Here is an 18,504-nt window from a genome sequence, read left to right as displayed (position 1 = left end):
GGAGCCGAGCATCAAATTACGAATCCGTGTGTGGTGTTGCTAGACGGAGAAACGGATAACTGGGTGGTAGCCATAAATTGAGACTCGTGGTTACCACCCGGCCATCTGCTTACTCGCGACTTGACGATAAGTTATGCGCTGAACATCGAAAAGTAAATGCCTGCTTTCATTGATGAAGTCTCATGGTTAGTACATTCTGGCTCCATATGTCCATCGACGGAGCCTTCCGCTTCAGAATCATCGACTTGGCGTGTCACTGCTGGCTCCTAGAATGGTGGATATGGAACCAGACGAGCTTGGAGCCCAGGACAGGGAACTGTTCTCACGTATTGCGCCCGAGGCGGGGCTCCTGCTCGGTGCTGGGCGTGCCATCCTATTACAGCTCGCGCACCCGCAAATTGGCTTGGCTATTGCCAACCATTCGGACTTTGCCTCGAATCCGCTCAGTCGTCTGATTCATACGCTCGGCTACATTTATGCCTTGAGCAATGGCACCGAAGAACAGCAACGAAGAATCGTTGACCACGTTGACACCGCCCACGCACCGGTACGAGGAAGCCGAGACGTGGAGCAAGGCACCCCTGCTTATTCGGCGCTGGATCCTAAATTGCAGTTATGGGTTGCAGCGACGCTCTATGACTCAGCACGGGTGATTGCCGCGCAAGTTCTTCCCAGCTCTGGGTCGCAGGACGAGGAAGATCTCTATCGGCAATACGCCCGGCTAGGTGACGCGTTACAGATGCCAGAGCATTTCTGGCCGGAAGACCTTCGCGCTTTTGATAACTACTTGGACCGCACGCTAGAAAACCTTGTTGTGAGTCAACAGATTCGTGCATTGGCCGAAGAACTCTTTGCTGGAAGGAACGCCCCATGGTGGATCCGCGCAGGACTGCCGCTGATGCGCGATGTGACCATTGCTCAGCTTCCACTGAGGGTGCGCGAAGAATTCGGATACGTAGTTACCGAAAAGGTGCGCAAGCGTAACCGGCGAACTGTCTCGTTTGTTCGCGTAGCTACCCGCATTCTGCCCAAGCTCCTCAGACAAGCACCGATGAGATTGATGCTGCACCATGTCGACCGGATGAGTTAGTCATCAGCAATCTGCGGTTCCCGGTCTTTCGCATGGTGAGGAATCAGGATTCGTGGCAACGCCAGCAATAAGAATAGTGTCACCGCGATTAACGGACCACCAATCCAGGCACCAGTTTGCCAACCAAAAAGCACCTGCAGGACGAACCAAACACAGCCTGAGACCAGCAGTCCCACACCTAGACCCACAATCTTCAGCACGATATGACCCAAGGCCACGGTTTGCTCTTTGAGGCGTTGCCCAAAGAAGTAACGGTGCACGGCAACCGGAGTAATCAGCAACAAAATAAGTAGGGTTGCAGCCACCAACAAGACGATGTAGACAATCTCGTCGTTGTGGCTGAGCATTTCAAATCGCGCTTGAAAAGGCAGTACGACCAGGAACGCTGCGAGAATCTGCACACCGGTCTGCATTACACGCATTTCTTGCAGTAGCTCGTTCCATTGCCGGTGTGGTGCACCGTCACTGGTATCGGGGTGGGAACGCTTGTTGTTCATGGTTCTCCTCGACTATGTCCGCTGCCGGAGCCAACGGTTCTGGAACACTAACTATGCCAATGTCCATGATGACTGCCAAGTGCTTCGCGAATCTCTATCCAAACTGTCGGTGGCTCTGTATATCTTGAGACATCCCAAGAGGAAGTAGCTAGGTGAAATTTATGGAGATGAATCTGGAACCACATATCAAATCAGATGTTTGGACTATGCCGGACAAAGGATTGTCGTGGTGTGATTGCGGCAAGAACCATCCGCTGACCATAGACATCGTGAAGGGCTTTGCCGAAGAACTCGGGATCAAGACACAAGACTCAATCTCGCATCACCAACTGGTGGAACTGACCATGGAAGTGTGGAACTACGAATCGGTGTGCCGGTTTTTCCATTTGGCGCTGAACGAATCCGCACAGCGCGTCCACGGGTCAGTAGCTGACAGCTACCCGCTGGGTATCGGATTGGACATCGTTGGATACTTTTCTAAAACATGGCAAGGCTGCCCGGACGAAGATTGTTGGGGTGAGGACTGAGACGACTATTATCATCAGTCATGTGTTGCCGAAACCATGAGAATACCTGAGTGAAGTTGTTGAAATTGAGCTGTAGCGCCCACGGCGCATACTGTGGGGAAGATGGAGAGCATTGCACAGAATTTGAACACGGCAAAGCACGACGGATTTATTCACGTACGTGGGGCGAACGAAAATAATCTTGACAATGTTGAGGTGCGCATCCCGCGCGATGCCATTGTTGCTTTCACCGGGGTCTCCGGTTCAGGCAAGTCTTCGCTCGCTTTCGGTACCATTTTCGCCGAATCCCAGAGGCGTTTTCTCGAATCTGTCGCACCCTATGCAAGGCGCTTAATCGCTCAGGGGCACAGCCCAAAGGTTGAGTTCATTTCCGGGCTTCCGCCGGCCGTGGCCTTACAGCAACGCCGAGGTTCCGCTAGTTCACGCTCCAGCGTGGGTACGGTAACCACGCTATCGAACTCGGTGCGAATGTTGTTCTCTCGCGCCGGAACTTATCCCGCCGGGGCCAGCAGACTTGAATCAGACTCGTTTTCCAGGAACACGGCCGTAGGTGCTTGCCCGGAATGCCACGGTGTTGGCACTGTGCATTCGGTCAGCGAAAGTTCGCTAGTTCCTGACCCGACTTTGAGCATCCGCGATGGAGCGATTGCCGCATGGCCAGGAGCTTGGCAAGGCAAAAATCTACGTGACATCACTACGCATCTTGGCTACGACATCGACGTGCCATTTGAGAAGCTCGGCAGGAAAACCCGCGATTGGTTGCTGTTCACCGAAGAACAACCTGTAGTTGAGGTGACACCCGAGCGGGACCGCGTAGCCAAACCCTACAAAGGACGTTTTTGGAGCGCCGAACGCTACGTGCGCCATACCGTGGCCACGTCCAAGAGCGAAAACCTGCGGACCAAGGCATTGGCCTTTATGATTTCTCAGGACTGTGTTCAGTGCAGCGGAACAGGATTTCGCAGTGACTCATTAAAAGTACTTTTTGCGGGGTTGAACATTGCCGAGTTCAACTCACGTTCCTTGCAATCTTTAGCCCAGTTGCTGCGCCCCTTCGCCACCGACTCCGAAGGTCAAGCGCAAGCCGATGTGGTCAGCACAATTAGTACCGACCTGTTGGCTAGAGTCCAGGTGCTTCTGGAACTGGGGCTAGGTTATCTGAGTCTTGACCGCAGCACTCCAACGCTATCGCCGGGGGAGATGCAAAGACTTCGCATCGCCACGCAACTTCGCGCCGGTCTGTTCGGTGTAATTTACGTACTCGACGAACCCTCTGCAGGGTTGCACCCGGCAGACGTGCAACCGCTGATCGAGGTGCTTGATGCACTAAAGGCCGAGGGAAACTCCGTCTTTGTTGTGGAACACAACATGGATGTGGTGACCCGTGCCGAATGGATTGTGGATGTGGGTCCCGGCGCAGGCAGCGGGGGAGGGCAAGTACTTTATAGTGGAGAAGTCTCCGGCCTCGCGCAGGTAGAAAGCTCGGTGACACGTCAGTTCCTGACCCCTAAACCTGCCCCGAGGCGGAAATTACGAACCGCTAACGCCTGGATGGAACTGCAAGGAATCAAGCTACATAACTTGAGGAATGTGGACGCTAAATTCCCCTTGGGAATCTTTAGCTCGGTGACCGGAGTATCTGGGTCTGGAAAATCGAGTCTTGTCTCGGTGGCACTGGCCCAAGCCGCAGGCGGGAACGCACTGGGGGAGGCCGAGGAATCCGAAGACTCGATGGAGCACGCGGTAATTAGTCAGGTCCACGGTGCCGACCAGATTAACCGTGTAGTGCTGATGGATCAGAAACCTATCGGACGTACGCCGCGCTCAAATGTTGCCACCTATACCGGGCTCTTCGACGCGGTTCGAAAGACCTTTGCAGATCAACCCTTAGCTCGGAAGCGAGGCTACGGTGCGGGACGCTTCTCCTTCAACGTAACCGGCGGACGCTGCGAGAATTGTTTGGGTGAAGGGTTCCTGGAAATTGAACTGCTTTTCTTGCCCGGAACCTACGGCCCTTGTCCGCAGTGCCACGGTACGCGTTACAACGAACAGACCTTGGAAGTTGAGTATCAAGGAAAGAACATCGCTGAAATTCTTGAATTGAGCGTGACTCAAGCAGAAGAATTCCTAGCTGAAATACCTGCAGCGGCCCGGGCACTAGCGACCCTTCGCGAGGTTGGGCTGGGATATCTGAAACTTGGACAGCCAGCTACAGAGATGTCCGGTGGTGAGGCACAGCGCATCAAACTCGCTACCGAGTTACAACGCCAACGACGTGGCCACACGTTGTATCTGCTCGACGAGCCGACCACCGGACTGCACCCAGCAGATGTTCAGCTATTGATCGCTCAGCTGCACCAACTCGTAGATCAAGGAAATACGGTAATAGTCGTGGAACATCATATGGATGTGGTGGCAGCCAGCGACTGGGTCATCGATTTGGGTCCAGCCGGCGGAGATGGCGGTGGCCAAATTGTCGCTACCGGAACCCCGCAGCAGGTCGCAAAAAATCCGGCCAGCCGAACCGCGGAATTTCTTGCGCGTCGACTGGCCGGAGAACAAAAATAATTAGCTATTGCGAAGCTGTGCAAAGGGCGGGGTGTGGACTCCCGCAGCGACAGCCTCGGCGGGATCATCACCGAGATGGATCATTCTATTCTCGTCATCAACATGGACCACGCTTGGTACGTAAGTGCGGGCTTCAGCATCTTGCATCTGCGCGTAACTGATGATGATCACCAGATCTCCGGGGTGCACCAGGTGCGCGGCTGCACCGTTGATTCCAATGACACCACTGCCAGGTTCACCGGCAATGGTGTAGGTTTCCAACCGTGCACCATTGGTAACGTCCACGATGCTGACCAGCTCGCCAGGCAGGATGTCCGAGGCTGCCAGTAGATCAGAATCGATCGTGATTGAGCCGACGTAGTGCAGGTCAGCCTGGGTGACGGTTGCGCGGTGGATTTTGGACTTAAACATGGTGCGTTGCATGGAACGAGTTCCCAATCTTCAAGAAGGTTAGCGGTGCCAGTTTACTACCTAGCATGGCTAACCGTCTGTGAACTACCTGCCCTGCGCGCGATGTAACGCTGAAATTACGGTCCCGTCGGCCAGCAGTTCGTAGGCTGCCTCCAGCTCAGCGGAGAGGAAACGGTCCTCTCCGGGGCCTGCTACTCTGCTGCGGATGACCTCGTGGACGGCACCTGTGATGGGTGCCGGAGTGAGTGGCTTTCGCAGGTCTAAGGCTCGCGAAGCAACGACTAATTCGATAGTCAATACGCGGCGCAGGTTATCCACCGCGGTGCGTAGCTTGCGTGCTGCATGCCATCCGAGGGACACATGGTCTTCCTGCATTGCCGAGGAGGGAATGGAATCAACGCTGGCAGGTACCGCCAGACGCTTATTTTCTGCCACTAGTCCGGCCTGTGTGTACTGCGCGATCATCATTCCGGAGTCCACGCCGGGATCATCGGCAAGGAACGCAGGAAGATCTCGAGAACGAGCTGGATCAAGCATGCGGTCGGTTCGCCGTTCGGCAATAGAACCAAGGTCTGCCACGGCGATTGCCAAGAAATCCAGGACGTAGGCGACCGGTGCCCCGTGAAAGTTTCCGTTGGAAGAGACCTCTCCGGAGGGAAGCACTACGGGGTTATCGATTGCCGCAGCTAACTCGCGGGTCGCAACCATCCGCGCATGGGTGATGGTGTCTCGCACGGCCCCGGTGACCTGTGGGGAGCAACGTAATGAATACGCGTCCTGGACACGTCCATCACCTTCGCGGTGTGAAGCCACAACCTGCGAACCCTGAAGTGCGCCAAACATGTTGGCCGCGCTAAGCGCCTGGCCTGGATGTGGACGCAGCGGTTCGTGAAGTTCGGGACGGAACACCTGATCCGTGCCGAACTGGGCTTCCACACTCATGGCTGCGCTGACATCTGCGATATCGGCTAGATCATCAAGGTCAGCCAACGCCATCACGAGCATGCCCAGCATGCCATCGGTTCCGTTGACCAGCGCAAGACCTTCCTTTTCAGCCAGCTCTAAGGGGGTGATTCCAGCCTCTGCAAGTAGCTCGGGCACTGGGCGGTTTACTCCGTGTTTGTCGGTCGCTTCACCTTCACCCATAAGAACTAACGCGCAATGCGAAAGTGGTGCGAGGTCTCCGGAGCAGCCAAGTGAACCGTATTCGCGTACGACAGGGGTGATCCCGGCGTTTAATAGGGCGACCATGGTTTCAAGCACTACCGGGCGCACCCCGGTGCGTCCACTGGCTAGCGTCTTCGCGCGGAGGAACATCAATGCGCGGACTACTTCACGCTCTACCGGGGCACCCATGCCTGCGGCATGTGAGCGGATCAGTGAGCGTTGTAACTTGGCGCGGTCTGCCGGAGCGATATGTCGTGTAGCTAAAGCACCAAAACCAGTGGAGATGCCATAAACCGGAGTTTCAGAAGCCGCCAGTGCATCAATATGTGTGCGGACTTCGGCTAATTTCTCGCTCACTTCGGCCGAGATATCGACCTGAATATCATGACGGGCAACGTGGAGGACGTCCTGTTCCGTCGTATTGGTCAGATGAAGCGTTACCGAAGCAGGCGAGGTATTCATGAAGGTGTTCCGTTCGTAAGTGAAGCTGTCTCTAACGTCTATTCTTCGCCAGAATCAGCGTGTATTTCGCTTGCTCCGCACTAATCTGTCTGTTATTTCGGACAGGACGTGAAGCCCTTAGCTAGTTTTGTATAGTTCGGAAAAATTCATCGAAATGTCATTAATTAAATGTCGCATTTCGTATACATTCTTGTATCAAAGAGATTACTTCTCATCGTTACGTGAAATTCGTAAATTGTCTTCACGAATACCAGAATTCTGTGGAGACTGACGTAGGCTCTGGAGACCAAGCCACAACGACGTGGCGCGGTTTTGACAACACATCGGTTATCAAAACATTGAAGAACGAGCGAAGGACCGGCAACCGTGAGCGCAAGGTTGACCACAATGAAAAAACAAGTAGCAGCGACACCAGAAAGTGCTTGGCGAAAGCGCAAAGATGCATGGGAGCACCTCGGATATGTCCTAGGTGAGATCATTCGAGGTCTCGATGACAAAGTCTCCGGTGAGCAGCACGAGCACGATGCAAGACAACTACTGAGCCTACTTTCGGCCATCGAACCATACTGGGCCTCACCGGGAATCGATTATTTTAACGAAGTTGAAACCCTGATGAACGAAGGCCACTTTCGTGATGCCTTGATTAAGGTTTACCAGGCTAATCAGTCTTTCCGCACCCAGACGCAATATATTGATGGCGAAGGCCACGATATTGACGCTGAGGAAAGCGAAGCTGCCGCGCAGAGCCTCGATCTACGCGGTAATGAGACTCGCCCTACGCAGCGGAAATTCACCCCTAAGGTTGAAATACTGCTCGTCGATAATGGGCCGGCGGACGAAATTGAACGTTTCAAGGCAGAGATGCTGGAACAGCGTCAACGAACTGATTCGTTCGTCTACAGTTTTGTCGTAGTTCCTAGCGTCGAAGATGCGCTGACTGCGATCGTCATCAATCCGACAATTCAAGCGGTCGTGCTCACCGCCCGTTTTGAATTGGAAACTCGCCGGCGTTTGAGCGCCACATTAGGCAAGTACGTCTCCCGGTATACCGTCGGACGCTTCAAAACGATGCGACAAATCGACCGGATTTTGGATCTGGAAGCAATTATCGATCTGCTCCGTCCCGAGATCCCTGTGTACCTGATTGCCGGGGTTGCGCTGGAGTCTATTGCGCATGAGATTACCGGGCGCTTCAAGCGCATCTTCTCCCGCAACGATGGCATGGACCTGCACTTGTCATTGATAGCCGAAGTTCTGGAACGGTATAACACTCCTTTCTTCCACGCCTTGCAGACCTACGCCAAGCGCCCAGGCGGAGTATTCCACGCGATGCCGATTTCCCGTGCGGGTTCTGTGCAAAATTCTCCCTGGGCACGCGACATCGTAGATTTCTACGGGAAAAACCTTTTGCTGGCTGAAACCTCGGCCACCTCTGGTGGTCTCGATTCGCTGCTTGATCCGCAGAGCTCCATTAAGCAAGCTCATGAACTAGCGGCTCGCGCGTTCAACAGCCACAGGACCTATTTCGTTACGAACGGCACCTCCACCGCAAACAAGATTGTCCACCAGTCAATTCTGGCTCCAGGCGATATTGTTCTCGTTGACCGAAACTGCCATAAATCGCACCACTACTCGCTGGTGCTGGCAGGCGCAAACGTCAGTTATTTAGAGGCTTACCCGCTGAACGAACACTCAATGTATGGGGCAGTATCTCTGGAAGAGATCAAGGGTCGCCTGCTGCAGCTGCGTCGTGAAGGTTTGTTGCACAAGGTCAAAATGTTGACGCTGACTAACTGCACCTTTGACGGAATTGTTTATGATCCGCGTCGGGTCATGGAAGAATGCTTGGCAATCAAGCCTGACTTGGTTTTTCTTTGGGACGAAGCATGGTTCGCTTTTGCTGGTTTCCACCCGATTTATCGTCAGCGCACAGGTATGGCCGCGGCTGAGCGAATCCGAACCACGTTCGAGACCAAAGACTACCGCGAGCGTTTTGCTGCTCAACAGGCAGCATTGCCCGAGCCCGGAACCCTGGATGATCCGTCCAATGACGATGCGTGGATAAAAACGCGCCTGTTGGCGGATCCTGCAAAGACTCGATTGCGAGTCTATTCGACGCAATCGACGCATAAGACCTTGACCTCATTGCGCCAGGGTTCCATGATTCATATTCATGATCAGGATTTTGCCGAGCGTAACCGAAATTCCTTCCGCGAAGCCTACATGACTCACACCTCTACGTCCCCGAACTATCAGATCCTCGCATCTTTGGATATTGGGCGACGTCAGGCAGAACTTGAGGGTTATGCGCTGGTGCAGCGACAGGTGGATTTAGCGCAGTCAATCGTCCGGGCCATGACACGCAATAAACTCTTGCGCAAATACTTCCGAGTGCTTGATACTCAAGAGCTAATCCCTGGTGAATACCGGTGCAGTGCTACCGCTGATCCGGTACGCGACGGGCTGGAAGTTTGGGACCGGTCATGGGCCGAGGATGAGTTTGTTGTCGACCCGTCACGACTGACCCTAGACATCAGCCGTACTGGCGTAGATGGAGACACCTTCAAACACACCTACCTGATGGATGGTCACTCAATTCAGGTGAATAAGACCAGCCGCACCTCGGTGTTGCTGATGACAAACATTGGTACTAACCGTTCGGCGGTTGCGCACTTGATTGAAGTGTTAGTGAAGATCGCCGAGGAGCTGGAGCACGAGCGCCGGCTTGATGGGCGTGCCATGAGTGACGGCAAGAAGGTTCCTGCAACAGAAGTGCCGATGCCTGATTTCAGCTATTTCGCTGATGAATTTAGTGGCGGTGGTGGAAGTGGTGACATGCGTTCGGCCTACTACCTGACGTATCAAGACCCTGCCACGCACTTCATGTTCTCACCCGAGATCCGTCAAAGGATTCACAGTGGGGAACAAGTAGTTTCTGCTGCCTTCGTGACACCATACCCGCCAGGCTTCCCCGTGCTGGTTCCGGGTCAGGTAGTCTCAACTGAAATTCTCGACTACATGGATGTCCTGGATACTCGCGAAATTCACGGATACCACGGTGACTTCGGATATCAGGTCTTTACCTCCGAAGCGCTGGCCAGTGTAGCCGCAAAGCGACTATAGGTCTTCAGTGTAGGAGTCTGCTTGCAGGCTCCTGCACTGGCCACATCATTTCCCGTTGGCACGTTACCTATCAGCCCGCGAGCCATCAGAAATCTGCGCGGTAAATCAGCAAGCGCCAGTAGCTGAGAACAACGGGTCACTGATGCTATTTCCCATCCCCTGAATGTTTGGTATGAACCTGCGCCATGAGTGTAATTCCGGCGTATGGTGAGAAGTAGTGGCCGTAGGCGAGAGCATTGTTGCTATAGCCGGCTACTGGGCGATAAGTCTTCTGGAAGGGACCAGAATATGGAATCACGCAAAAGCACAGGCGAATAGACGACTGTCCACTTCGCTTTTCTGGCGGACAAATTCGATACCGTCAGCTCAATGGAAGAAAGCCGATTCTATCCCGGGATTCCCGGGCAGAAATGGAGTGACGCCATGCCTACGATTCACGGAGCGTCTCAACTGAATACCCACCTAGGCTTGGGATTAGCCGCAGGTGGGGCCCTGTTCGCGATCATGTTCTCGGTAGCCATATTTTGGGTGCCTATGGGAGTGGCCCCTGGCATGAATCCTTTATGGATCATCGTTGCCTGGGGAACAATGCTCATGTGCTGGGGTGTATTCCGAATGATTGCAGGACCCAGCCGACTAGATCATTTTAATGGTGGCACCAATGCTGGTTCTTAAAGGGAGTTGAAACATCCCATCGGGCCAGTCCACATGCCGAGGTTAAGATCATCTAGTTGTACCCCAGTGACCCGTCGCTTCAATCAACGATGCGGCGGGTCACTGCTATGACGAGTCTGGCGTACGCTGCGATAGCAGTTACCCGGATACGAGATCCTGACTTGGCCGGTGCTTTCTCACGCGTACCGAATGCGGGCCACAAAAGCCTGCAGTACCACTGCTGAACTTTCGTGGACCGCGTCTGTTGACGGGTACTTGCTACTTACCCTGCATCGGGATGCGCACACCGCGTTCCGCTGCGACCTCGATTGCGCGGTCATACCCGGCATCAACGTGGCGGATGACGCCCATACCTGGATCATTGGTCAGCAGTGCTTCAAGTTTGGCGGCAGCCATTTCGCTGCCATCAGCCAAGGAGACCTGGCCTGCGTGGATGGAGCGGCCCATGCCCACACCGCCACCATGGTGGATGGAAACCCAAGAAGCCCCCGAGCTCGTTGCCGTGAGTGCATTCAATAGCGGCCAATCGGCTACCGCATCGGAGCCGTCAGCCATGGCCTCGGTCTCCCGGTAAGGAGAAGCCACAGAACCGGAATCCAGATGATCGCGGCCGATGACGATTGGTGCCGAAACCTTGCCCTCGGCGACTAACTGATTAAAGAGCAACCCTGCCTTGGCACGTTCGCCGTAGCCCAACCAGCAGATACGTGCTGGCAGTCCCTCAAACTCCACGCGTTCCGCGGCAGCATCCAACCAACGGTGCAGATGTTCGTTCTCCGGGAATAGTTCTTTCAATGCTTGATCGGTAACGCGGATATCTTCAGGATCGCCGGATAATGCTACCCAGCGGAACGGGCCAAGCCCCTCACAGAAGAGTGGTCGGATATATGCGGGAACGAAGCCTGGGAATTCAAACGCCCGTTCGTAGCCGCCCTTTCGGGCTTCGTCGCGGATCGAGTTTCCGTAGTCAAATACCTCTACGCCGAGATCCTGGAATTCAACCATCGCCTGAACCTGCTTGGCCATCGACGCCTGGGCCTTGTGGGTGAAATCGGCGGCATCGGCGGCCGCCGCTTCGGACCACTGTTCCAAGGTGTATTCCACTGGGAGGTAGCTCAGCGGATCGTGTGCGCTGGTCTGGTCGGTGACGATATCGAATGACACTTCACCGGCCTTGTGGCGTCGCAACAGCTCGGGGAAAACCTCGGCGGCGTTGCCGACGTATCCAACGGAATGTCCGCGGCCCTCAGCCTTCGCTGCGGAGACCTTGGCCAGCGCCTTGTCTAGGTCTAGTTCCACCTCATCGAGGTAGCGCTTGGACACGCGCCGACGTAGCCGGGTTTCATCGACATCAACGATCAGGCAAGCACCATTATTCAGCGTGACCGCCAGTGGTTGTGCCCCACCCATGCCACCACAACCACCGGTCAGCGTCAGCGTATTTGCCAACGTGCCGTTGTATCGTTTGCGCCCGATGGCCGCAAAGGTTTCATAGGTGCCCTGCAAGATTCCCTGGGTGCCAATGTAAATCCAGGAGCCTGCAGTCATCTGCCCGTACATCATCAGGCCTTCGGCCTCGAGTTTGCGGAAATGCTCCCAGTTGGCCCAGTCGCCAACCAAGTTTGAGTTAGCGATCAATACACGCGGTGCCCACTTGTTGGTGCGGAATACGCCCACTGGCTTACCGGACTGGATGAGTAAGGTTTCGTTTTCTTCCAGATCCTTGAGCGTCTCGACGATGGCGTCAAAGGCCTCCCATGAGCGTGTGGCCTTGCCGGTGCCACCGTAAACGACCAGGTCCTCCGGGCGTTCGGCAACCTCTGGGTCGAGGTTGTTCATCAGCATCCGCAGCGGTGCTTCGGTAGCCCAAGATTTGGCGTTGAGCTTTGTGCCACGTGGGGCGCGGACGACTCGTGGTTCATGGCTCACGATGGACTCCTTTAGCGGTAAGTGAAGTAACTAACTGCTTCCATCATTGGCCATAGGGCGCTTCCAGCACACGGGGGTTTTCACGGTGCTGTCCGGAATTTCAGACTGCGGGTACGGGGCTATTGCGCCGGCCTTGAATCCGCGAGGTCAGCTGCGCGGCGGTTTGGCGAATTTGTTCCAGTAGCGGTTCCCAGTGATCTTCTGGAACCCGGTCGCCGAGGAAGGTGACGGCAACCGCTGCAACCGGCCAACCGTTGGCATCTAAAATCTCAACCGCGAGCGAATGGAAATCGGCCGTCACGTCTCCACGCTCTACCGCGAAACCACGTTTGGAGGTCTGGTCTAATTCGCGGCGCAACTGCTGATAGGAATTTATCCCGCTGTCTTGAGCCCGGCTACTGAAACTTGAGGTCCCCGGATACAACGCACGAACCTGGGATTTTGGGAGTGCGCCAAGAATGGCCCGGCCCGAGGCGGTCAAGTGCGAAGGTAAACGCACACCGACTTCGGTGACCAAGGAGGGCCGTCCCTTGGCTCGTTCCTCCACGATGTAGAGCACGTCCGCGCCGTGCAGGACCGCAAGATGGGCGCTTTCACCCACCTTGTCCACCAGCTGCGCAATCAACGGAGCGCCGAACCGCGCTAAGGGTTCCTGACGCGTGTAGGCGCTGGAAAGTTCAAATGAGGAGACTCCCAGCCCGTAGGCCTTTTCCTCGGGGTAGTGGGCGATAAAACCCTGTTCGAGCATGACGTTGAGTAGCTGGTACACACTCGAGCGCGGTAACTCCAGCAGTTTAGCGATCATCGCCGCAGGGGTCGGCGATTTCCGGCTTGCCAGTAAACGCAAGACGCGCAGCGTGTTTTCAGCTGCCGGTACCTTGCTGCCCATAATTACCCCTTAGTTGAAACGCATACCTGCTAGGGAACTCTAGCAACACTCTGCGTCGACTAATGGAGGGAACTATAAAATCTGTGCCTGCAGGGATTCGTTGAGCGCCTCAAGCCGCGGTGGATTAGCCCCTGAAGTCAACACGGTCAGCTCGGAGCAACGAGTCGCTTGAGTCAACGCGAATTCCAATTCGTTCTGATCCAGAGCGGCACCCTTGGTAGTCAGTGACTGCGCCAAGGAGCTATTAAGCAGCCCATGAAGCAACCCAGACATGAAGGCATCACCGGCACCGATGGTGTCGACAATCTTTACCGGACGTGAATGAACCATCACCTCGGTGTTCTTCGCGCGGGCCGTGGCGCCGCGCGCACCGAAAGTCATGACCGCGAGTTTCGCTCCACGTTCCAGAATATGGTCAAGGATCCGCTGGCAATCCCACCCGGGATATAACCACAGGGCGTCATCATCACTGAGCTTGACGATATGGGACAGGCTCATCATTTTTTCGATTTGCCGCACCGCGGTGGAGCGCTTGCTGATGAGCTGAGGGCGCACATTGGGGTCGTAACTGCGCAACTGATGTGCCGGTGACGCTTCAAAAGCTTCAAGGACTTTTTCGCAACCCGGTGCCAGCCATCCAGCGATGGATCCGGTGTGTAAAAGTTGTGCCTCGGAGGCGGCCACTCCCTGAGGCAGGTCCCAGGACAAACTAAATTCATAGGTCGCATCGCCCACTCCGTCCACGGAGACGGTTGCATAACTGGTGGACTCCTGCGAGTAAGTGCCGGCCGCAAGTTTTACCGAGGAATCGGCTAGATGCGCTGAAATTAATGCGCCGTGCTCATCATCGCCAAGGTCGGTGGTCAAGGTGACCTCATGGCCCAAACGGCCTAGTCCCACCGCGACATTCATCGGGGAACCACCTGGATGTGCTACGCCATCAACGATATCGGCTAGAGCTTCGCCAACCACCTGTATCTGTGCCATGACTCGATACTACGGATATTCGCCTAAATAGCCACAATCGACTCTCGAACCAAGGTGTGTGGCTGGGCACCTCATGGCGTTCAGCAGGACCAGATTCTACGGGACTGCCGGCGCTTAACCGCTCCGGCAGGTTCGGCGTAGGCCTGGGCGAATTCAACGTTTTCTCGAATGTGGAGCGGCTGCGCAACTCATGCGCAGTTGCCTCCAGGGGCTCGCTCGCTGCACAGTAGAACCATGCAGTCCCTCTTTGACGATGGTGCTTTAGGCCGCGAGCCGCAGACCCTCCGGCCCGGCGCAGTCCATGTACCCGGATGGCTCACAATCGAGCAGCAAGATTGGATCACCGAGCAGTTTCTCAGCTGGGGAGAAGGGCCAGTGCCGCCGCATTCCACCTTAGTCAACGGGCATCCTATGAAGGTCAAAACCGTGTGCCTTGGATGGCATTGGGGCAACTATCAATACACCCGCACCGCCGAGGACCTCAACGGGGCGCCAGTCCCGCCAATGCCAGACTGGCTTGTTGAATTAGGCCGGCGCGCGGTGGCCGAGGCCACCGCAGGTCCGGCTAACGCCCGGGTATACAACCCAGATGTGGCGATCATTAATTATTATCCGCCCGGTTCAACCATGGGAATGCATCAGGATGCGGAGGAGAAGATCAATGCGCCTATCGTTTCGCTGTCTATTGGGGACAGCGCAAATTTCCGTCTGGGGAACAGTGAAACGCGGACCAAGCCCTATCAGGATGTGAGGTTGGCTTCAGGGGATCTTTTTGTTTTTGAAGGTCCCGCCCGCTGGGCTTTTCATGCGGTGACTAGGATTTATCCGGGCACCGGGCCCGCACACTGGAAACTGGGTGGCGGACGAATCAACATCACCCTGCGTGAAACTGGGATGAGCTAGGTCGTTAGGACGACGCCAAATCAAGAGTGGCAAACACTGCTCGATGATCAGAATCGCCGAGCGGCAGCGTACTGGCCGATCCCGTATCCAGGCCACGAACCATGACATGATCAATTTTTAGAACGGGCACCGGGCGACTTGGCCAGGTCATGCCGAATCCCCAGGACTCGTGTGGAACTTCTTCGAGCTGGTCAGAGATCGGAGTGAAATGCCTGTCGGTGCTGGTCGCATTAAAATCGCCGAGCGCAATGATTTTCGAGCTACGGTCAAGGGCCATGATTTGGCCCAAATTCCTAAGCATCATATCCCGCTCTTCATGGTCCAAGGGGCGTGCCGAAGCCGCATGAACCGCATATACGGTCACCTGTTCAGTTTCCGTTTGTATGCGCAACTTCGCAGCTCGCGACCAGCCCAAGCCGAGATCCAAAGGCTGCTGATCCAGGATGGGATACTTGCTGTAGACGCCTACGGTTCCCACCGAAAACTGATGCGGGTGAGAATCAGCTAAGAGCTGTCCCACCTGTTCGGCTTGTCCCTCACCAAGTTCTTGCAGACTTATTAAATCCGCACCCTCGGCCACTAATCCTTGAGCCGAGGTAACCGCTCCATCTTGATGCACGTTTTGTGTGGCCACCGTGAATTTATCCACGGGTTCCGGCGGGTTTGCAGGAATGAAAGCTGCACCAAATATCCATGCCCAAGCGATGGCCGGTAGTAAGAGGATCAGGAAGGCGATTCGGCCGCGCACCAGCATGGCTAAAAGTAGCAGCACAGGTATCCCAAAACCTAGCCACGGGGCCAAATTGTCGAGGAACAGGCCAAGCCCAGCGCGCTCTGGAAAGCTTCGATGGGCTACAAGCACTACCGTGAGTGCCAGGGATAAGAGAACTATCAATAACCTCCCGGCCAGCCGGCCGGCGGTCAGACGATGATGGGCTGCATTGGACATGAGGATTCCAGATTGCCACACGTTGCTGGCAGAGCCGTGGATTGACCGCGGAATACTGATATCGAGTTATGCGTTGGGTACCCGAGAGGTATTGTCACTACGATTGATACTGGCGCCAACGTTGTCGTACTAAAAGCACACCCACCATCGAAGTAAAGTTAGAGGCTCCATGAACCAAGTAGCGCCACCACGATATTTAGAAGGCAGAACTTTGCTCTTCGCGATTATTGCCTTGGGCATGGGTGGTTTCGGCATTGGTGTGACTGAATTTGCCATGATGGGCTTACTGCAAGAAGGTGCCACCGATCTAGGCGTGAGCAACTCCCAGATGGGCCTGGTGATTAGTACCTACGCCATCGGTGTGGTGGTTGGCGCTCCGGTACTGACGGCTCTCGCCGCAAAAATCTCCAAAAAACGAGCGGTGCAAATTCTGATCCTGCTCTTCGCCGTCGCAAACCTTTCCTCGTTCTTTGCTGCGGATTACCAGACCATGTTGTTCACTCGATTCCTCTCCGGATTACCGCACGGCGCTTACTTCGGTCTGGCCGGCGTGCTGGCTGGCAACATAGTCCCCGCAAGTATGCGAGGCCGAGCCATTGCCTGGGTCATGCTTGGCCTGTCCGTGGCGAACGTTGCCGGCGTTCCCTTAGTGACTCTGCTTGGTCAGGCAACCGGTTGGCGCTCAATGTTCCTCGTGGTCGCCGCGGTGGGTGTACTTACCTTTGTCTTGATCAGCCTCTTTGTGCCAATGCGTAAAGCCACCCAAGGTGCCAGCATGCGCCGGGAACTTTCGGCTCTCAAGAACGTGCAGGTTTGGTTGGCCATGGCTACAGGCATTGTTGGCTTCGGCGGGTTCTTCGCCGTCTATTCATATATCTCGCCCACACTTACCGACGAAACCGGGCTGGACATCGCCCTCGTGCCGTTGGCCTTGGGACTTTACGGTGTAGGCATGGTGGCCGGTTCGCTTATTGGTGGCAGACTCGCCGATTGGTCGATCTTCGGAGCGATCAAGCTTGCCAGTGTGTTGATGGTTTTCAGTATGCTGACCTTCGCCGCGGTTGCCTCGTGGGTAATCCCGACCTTGATTATGGTGTTTGTTCTCGGGGCCGTTGGATCATTGCTCATTCCGAGCTTGCAGACGCTGTTGATGGACTCTGCACCGCACGCGCAGTCGTTGGCGGCGTCGCTGAACCACTCCGCACTGAACGTGGCCAACGCCCTGGGCGCTGCCTTAGGCGCCATGGTGATTACCGCAGGCTTCAGCTATCGTGCACCGTCCATAGTGGGCGCAATTCTGGCGGCACTTGGATTGCTCATCGCATGGATCACCCAGCGTCGAGCACAGAAAATTGGGCTGGTCATTGGCGCCGATGCTGTGCTGGAACAAATCGACGGGCCAGAAAGAAAATAGTCGTTGAATGGATAAGGGCCAGGGCGAGGATCAACCGATCCTCGCCCTGGCCCTTTATCGCAACGGGTTAGCTTTCTTCGCCGCGTACCGCACTGATGTTAAACATCCAGCGAACACCAAATTTGTCGGTCAACATCCCGAATGAGTCGCCCCAGGGGGCCTTGGCAAGCGGTTCGTCAATGCGCGAATCGACCGAAAGCTTCTCCCACCAGCCGGTGAGTTTTGCCTCGTCGGCCGGATCGGTGGCATCACTGCTGAGCGCGACAGTGCCGTTGCCGGTGACGTTCATTTCCAGTGGGGCGTCGGAACCCATGAGATGTAATCCGCGGTCGACGAATAACGACGAATGCATAATCAGGTCGGCCGTGGCAGGGTTACCATCATTCATGCCTTCCTGGAATGTCATGGCGGAGTATTCACCGCCGAAGATCGAATGGTAGTGTTCCATCGCCTCGCGGGCGACACCACCAAATACCAAATAAGGAGTCATAGCAACGGTCATTGGATCAATGCCTTTCGCCGAAGTTTGTTGGACCGATAAGCCCACGAAAGCCATTCTTCCACTGGGTCACTTAGTTGTGAAGAGCGGTTTTGATTGGCCTCTCTGCGGGTCGATTTGGAATTTACCGGCAGGCTCCGGTAGAGTTATATCTCGGTTCGCCGGTCCAAAAGATCGCGGGAATCAAACCTTCATCTGGGGGTATGGCGCAGTTGGTAGCGCGTCTGCATGGCATGCAGAAGGTCAGGGGTTCGAATCCCCTTACCTCCACAGTGTGAAGAGTCGCGACATAGTTTACAGATGAGTTGCGACACGCTTTACAAATCTTCATCAGGGACCCCTGGCCAACGGCCAGGGGTTTTCTGTTTATCCGGCCAGTAGTTCCGTTCTTCGTTGATCACATGCCGACTGAGG

At 55.3% G+C, this 18,504-nt stretch carries 15 protein-coding genes and 1 tRNA gene; 8 read left to right on the top strand and 8 right to left on the bottom strand.

All coding sequences use genetic code 11. The features are described from left to right. Nucleotides 1-280 precede the first annotated feature (280 nt). Nucleotides 281-1,090 (top strand): oxygenase MpaB family protein, encoded by an 810-nt coding sequence (locus VJ369_RS11020; RefSeq protein ID WP_324092121.1) that lies wholly within the window; start codon nt 281-283, stop codon nt 1,088-1,090. Here VJ369_RS11020 and VJ369_RS11015 read toward each other — a convergent pair. Then, entirely contained in the window at nt 1,087-1,587 is a 501-nt protein-coding gene (locus VJ369_RS11015) for a DUF6328 family protein (protein ID WP_324092120.1), read from the bottom strand. The genes VJ369_RS11020 and VJ369_RS11015 overlap by 4 nt on opposite strands. A gap of 161 nt (nt 1,588-1,748) precedes the next feature. On the opposite strand from VJ369_RS11015, the gene VJ369_RS11010 reads away from it, so the two are divergent. Further along, nucleotides 1,749-2,114: a hypothetical protein gene (locus VJ369_RS11010; protein WP_324092119.1), complete on the top strand. Its 366-nt coding sequence runs from the start codon at nt 1,749-1,751 to the stop codon at nt 2,112-2,114. A gap of 102 nt (nt 2,115-2,216) precedes the next feature. Further along, nucleotides 2,217-4,682 (top strand): excinuclease ABC subunit UvrA, encoded by a 2,466-nt coding sequence (uvrA, locus tag VJ369_RS11005; RefSeq protein WP_324092118.1) that lies wholly within the window; start codon nt 2,217-2,219, stop codon nt 4,680-4,682. Here the strand turns inward: uvrA and panD are convergent, their stop codons facing one another. Beyond that, complete coding sequence (panD, locus tag VJ369_RS11000) at nt 4,683-5,105, bottom strand: aspartate 1-decarboxylase (protein ID WP_324092117.1); 423 nt, start codon at nt 5,103-5,105, stop codon at nt 4,683-4,685. A 72-nt stretch (nt 5,106-5,177) separates the two neighbouring features. Continuing rightward, a complete protein-coding gene (gene hutH, locus VJ369_RS10995; protein ID WP_324092116.1) occupies nt 5,178-6,722 on the bottom strand; it encodes a histidine ammonia-lyase in 1,545 nt (514 codons plus the stop codon). Nucleotides 6,723-7,109: 387 nt separating this feature from the next. Between hutH and VJ369_RS10990 the strand changes: the two genes are divergently transcribed. Continuing rightward, complete coding sequence (locus VJ369_RS10990; RefSeq protein WP_324092115.1) at nt 7,110-9,845, top strand: ornithine decarboxylase; 2,736 nt, start codon at nt 7,110-7,112, stop codon at nt 9,843-9,845. 423 nt (nt 9,846-10,268) lie between these two features. Beyond that, nucleotides 10,269-10,520, top strand: a complete 252-nt coding sequence (locus tag VJ369_RS10985) for a hypothetical protein (RefSeq protein ID WP_324092114.1) — start codon at nt 10,269-10,271, stop codon at nt 10,518-10,520. A 258-nt stretch (nt 10,521-10,778) separates the two neighbouring features. Here the strand turns inward: VJ369_RS10985 and hutU are convergent, their stop codons facing one another. The 3 genes from hutU to VJ369_RS10970 form a co-directional block, all read right to left on the bottom strand. Then, a complete protein-coding gene (gene hutU, locus VJ369_RS10980) occupies nt 10,779-12,449 on the bottom strand; it encodes a urocanate hydratase (RefSeq protein ID WP_324092113.1) in 1,671 nt (556 codons plus the stop codon). A gap of 100 nt (nt 12,450-12,549) precedes the next feature. Continuing rightward, complete coding sequence (locus VJ369_RS10975; RefSeq protein WP_324092112.1) at nt 12,550-13,338, bottom strand: IclR family transcriptional regulator; 789 nt, start codon at nt 13,336-13,338, stop codon at nt 12,550-12,552. Between the two features lie 72 nt (nt 13,339-13,410). Then, nucleotides 13,411-14,325 (bottom strand): carbohydrate kinase, encoded by a 915-nt coding sequence (locus tag VJ369_RS10970; RefSeq protein WP_324092111.1) that lies wholly within the window; start codon nt 14,323-14,325, stop codon nt 13,411-13,413. 234 nt (nt 14,326-14,559) lie between these two features. On the opposite strand from VJ369_RS10970, the gene VJ369_RS10965 reads away from it, so the two are divergent. Beyond that, nucleotides 14,560-15,228, top strand: coding sequence for an alpha-ketoglutarate-dependent dioxygenase AlkB (locus VJ369_RS10965; protein WP_324092110.1), 669 nt, complete (start codon nt 14,560-14,562; stop codon nt 15,226-15,228). A gap of 4 nt (nt 15,229-15,232) precedes the next feature. Here the strand turns inward: VJ369_RS10965 and VJ369_RS10960 are convergent, their stop codons facing one another. Continuing rightward, nucleotides 15,233-16,177 (bottom strand): endonuclease/exonuclease/phosphatase family protein, encoded by a 945-nt coding sequence (locus tag VJ369_RS10960; RefSeq protein WP_324092109.1) that lies wholly within the window; start codon nt 16,175-16,177, stop codon nt 15,233-15,235. A 169-nt stretch (nt 16,178-16,346) separates the two neighbouring features. Between VJ369_RS10960 and VJ369_RS10955 the strand changes: the two genes are divergently transcribed. Next, nucleotides 16,347-17,591, top strand: a complete 1,245-nt coding sequence (locus VJ369_RS10955) for an MFS transporter (protein ID WP_324092108.1) — start codon at nt 16,347-16,349, stop codon at nt 17,589-17,591. Between the two features lie 67 nt (nt 17,592-17,658). On the opposite strand, the gene VJ369_RS10950 is transcribed toward VJ369_RS10955, so the two are convergent. Further along, complete coding sequence (locus VJ369_RS10950; protein ID WP_324092107.1) at nt 17,659-18,093, bottom strand: VOC family protein; 435 nt, start codon at nt 18,091-18,093, stop codon at nt 17,659-17,661. 194 nt (nt 18,094-18,287) lie between these two features. On the opposite strand from VJ369_RS10950, the gene VJ369_RS10945 reads away from it, so the two are divergent. Beyond that, nucleotides 18,288-18,360, top strand: a tRNA-Ala gene (locus tag VJ369_RS10945). Nucleotides 18,361-18,504 lie beyond the last annotated feature (144 nt).

The organism is Glutamicibacter sp., assembly GCF_035257265.1.
Classification (GTDB): domain Bacteria; phylum Actinomycetota; class Actinomycetes; order Actinomycetales; family Micrococcaceae; genus Glutamicibacter.
The sequence above is the reverse complement of the archived record's forward strand: the minus strand, read 5'-3'. Positions and strand labels throughout refer to the sequence as shown.

Bases quoted from the DNA above. Each gene is read 5' to 3' on its own strand.
- VJ369_RS11020 (WP_324092121.1), top strand. From the start codon at position 281: ATGGAACCAGACGAGCTTGGAGCCCAGGACAGGGAACTGTTCTCACGT.
- VJ369_RS11015 (WP_324092120.1), bottom strand. From the start codon at position 1,587: ATGAACAACAAGCGTTCCCACCCCGATACCAGTGACGGTGCACCACAC.
- VJ369_RS11010 (WP_324092119.1), top strand. From the start codon at position 1,749: ATGGAGATGAATCTGGAACCACATATCAAATCAGATGTTTGGACTATG.
- uvrA (WP_324092118.1), top strand. From the start codon at position 2,217: ATGGAGAGCATTGCACAGAATTTGAACACGGCAAAGCACGACGGATTT.
- panD (WP_324092117.1), bottom strand. From the start codon at position 5,105: ATGCAACGCACCATGTTTAAGTCCAAAATCCACCGCGCAACCGTCACC.
- hutH (WP_324092116.1), bottom strand. From the start codon at position 6,722: ATGAATACCTCGCCTGCTTCGGTAACGCTTCATCTGACCAATACGACG.
- VJ369_RS10990 (WP_324092115.1), top strand. From the start codon at position 7,110: ATGAAAAAACAAGTAGCAGCGACACCAGAAAGTGCTTGGCGAAAGCGC.
- VJ369_RS10985 (WP_324092114.1), top strand. From the start codon at position 10,269: ATGCCTACGATTCACGGAGCGTCTCAACTGAATACCCACCTAGGCTTG.
- VJ369_RS10975 (WP_324092112.1), bottom strand. From the start codon at position 13,338: ATGGGCAGCAAGGTACCGGCAGCTGAAAACACGCTGCGCGTCTTGCGT.
- VJ369_RS10970 (WP_324092111.1), bottom strand. From the start codon at position 14,325: ATGGCACAGATACAGGTGGTTGGCGAAGCTCTAGCCGATATCGTTGAT.
- VJ369_RS10965 (WP_324092110.1), top strand. From the start codon at position 14,560: ATGCAGTCCCTCTTTGACGATGGTGCTTTAGGCCGCGAGCCGCAGACC.
- VJ369_RS10960 (WP_324092109.1), bottom strand. From the start codon at position 16,177: ATGTCCAATGCAGCCCATCATCGTCTGACCGCCGGCCGGCTGGCCGGG.
- VJ369_RS10955 (WP_324092108.1), top strand. From the start codon at position 16,347: ATGAACCAAGTAGCGCCACCACGATATTTAGAAGGCAGAACTTTGCTC.
- VJ369_RS10950 (WP_324092107.1), bottom strand. From the start codon at position 18,093: ATGACCGTTGCTATGACTCCTTATTTGGTATTTGGTGGTGTCGCCCGC.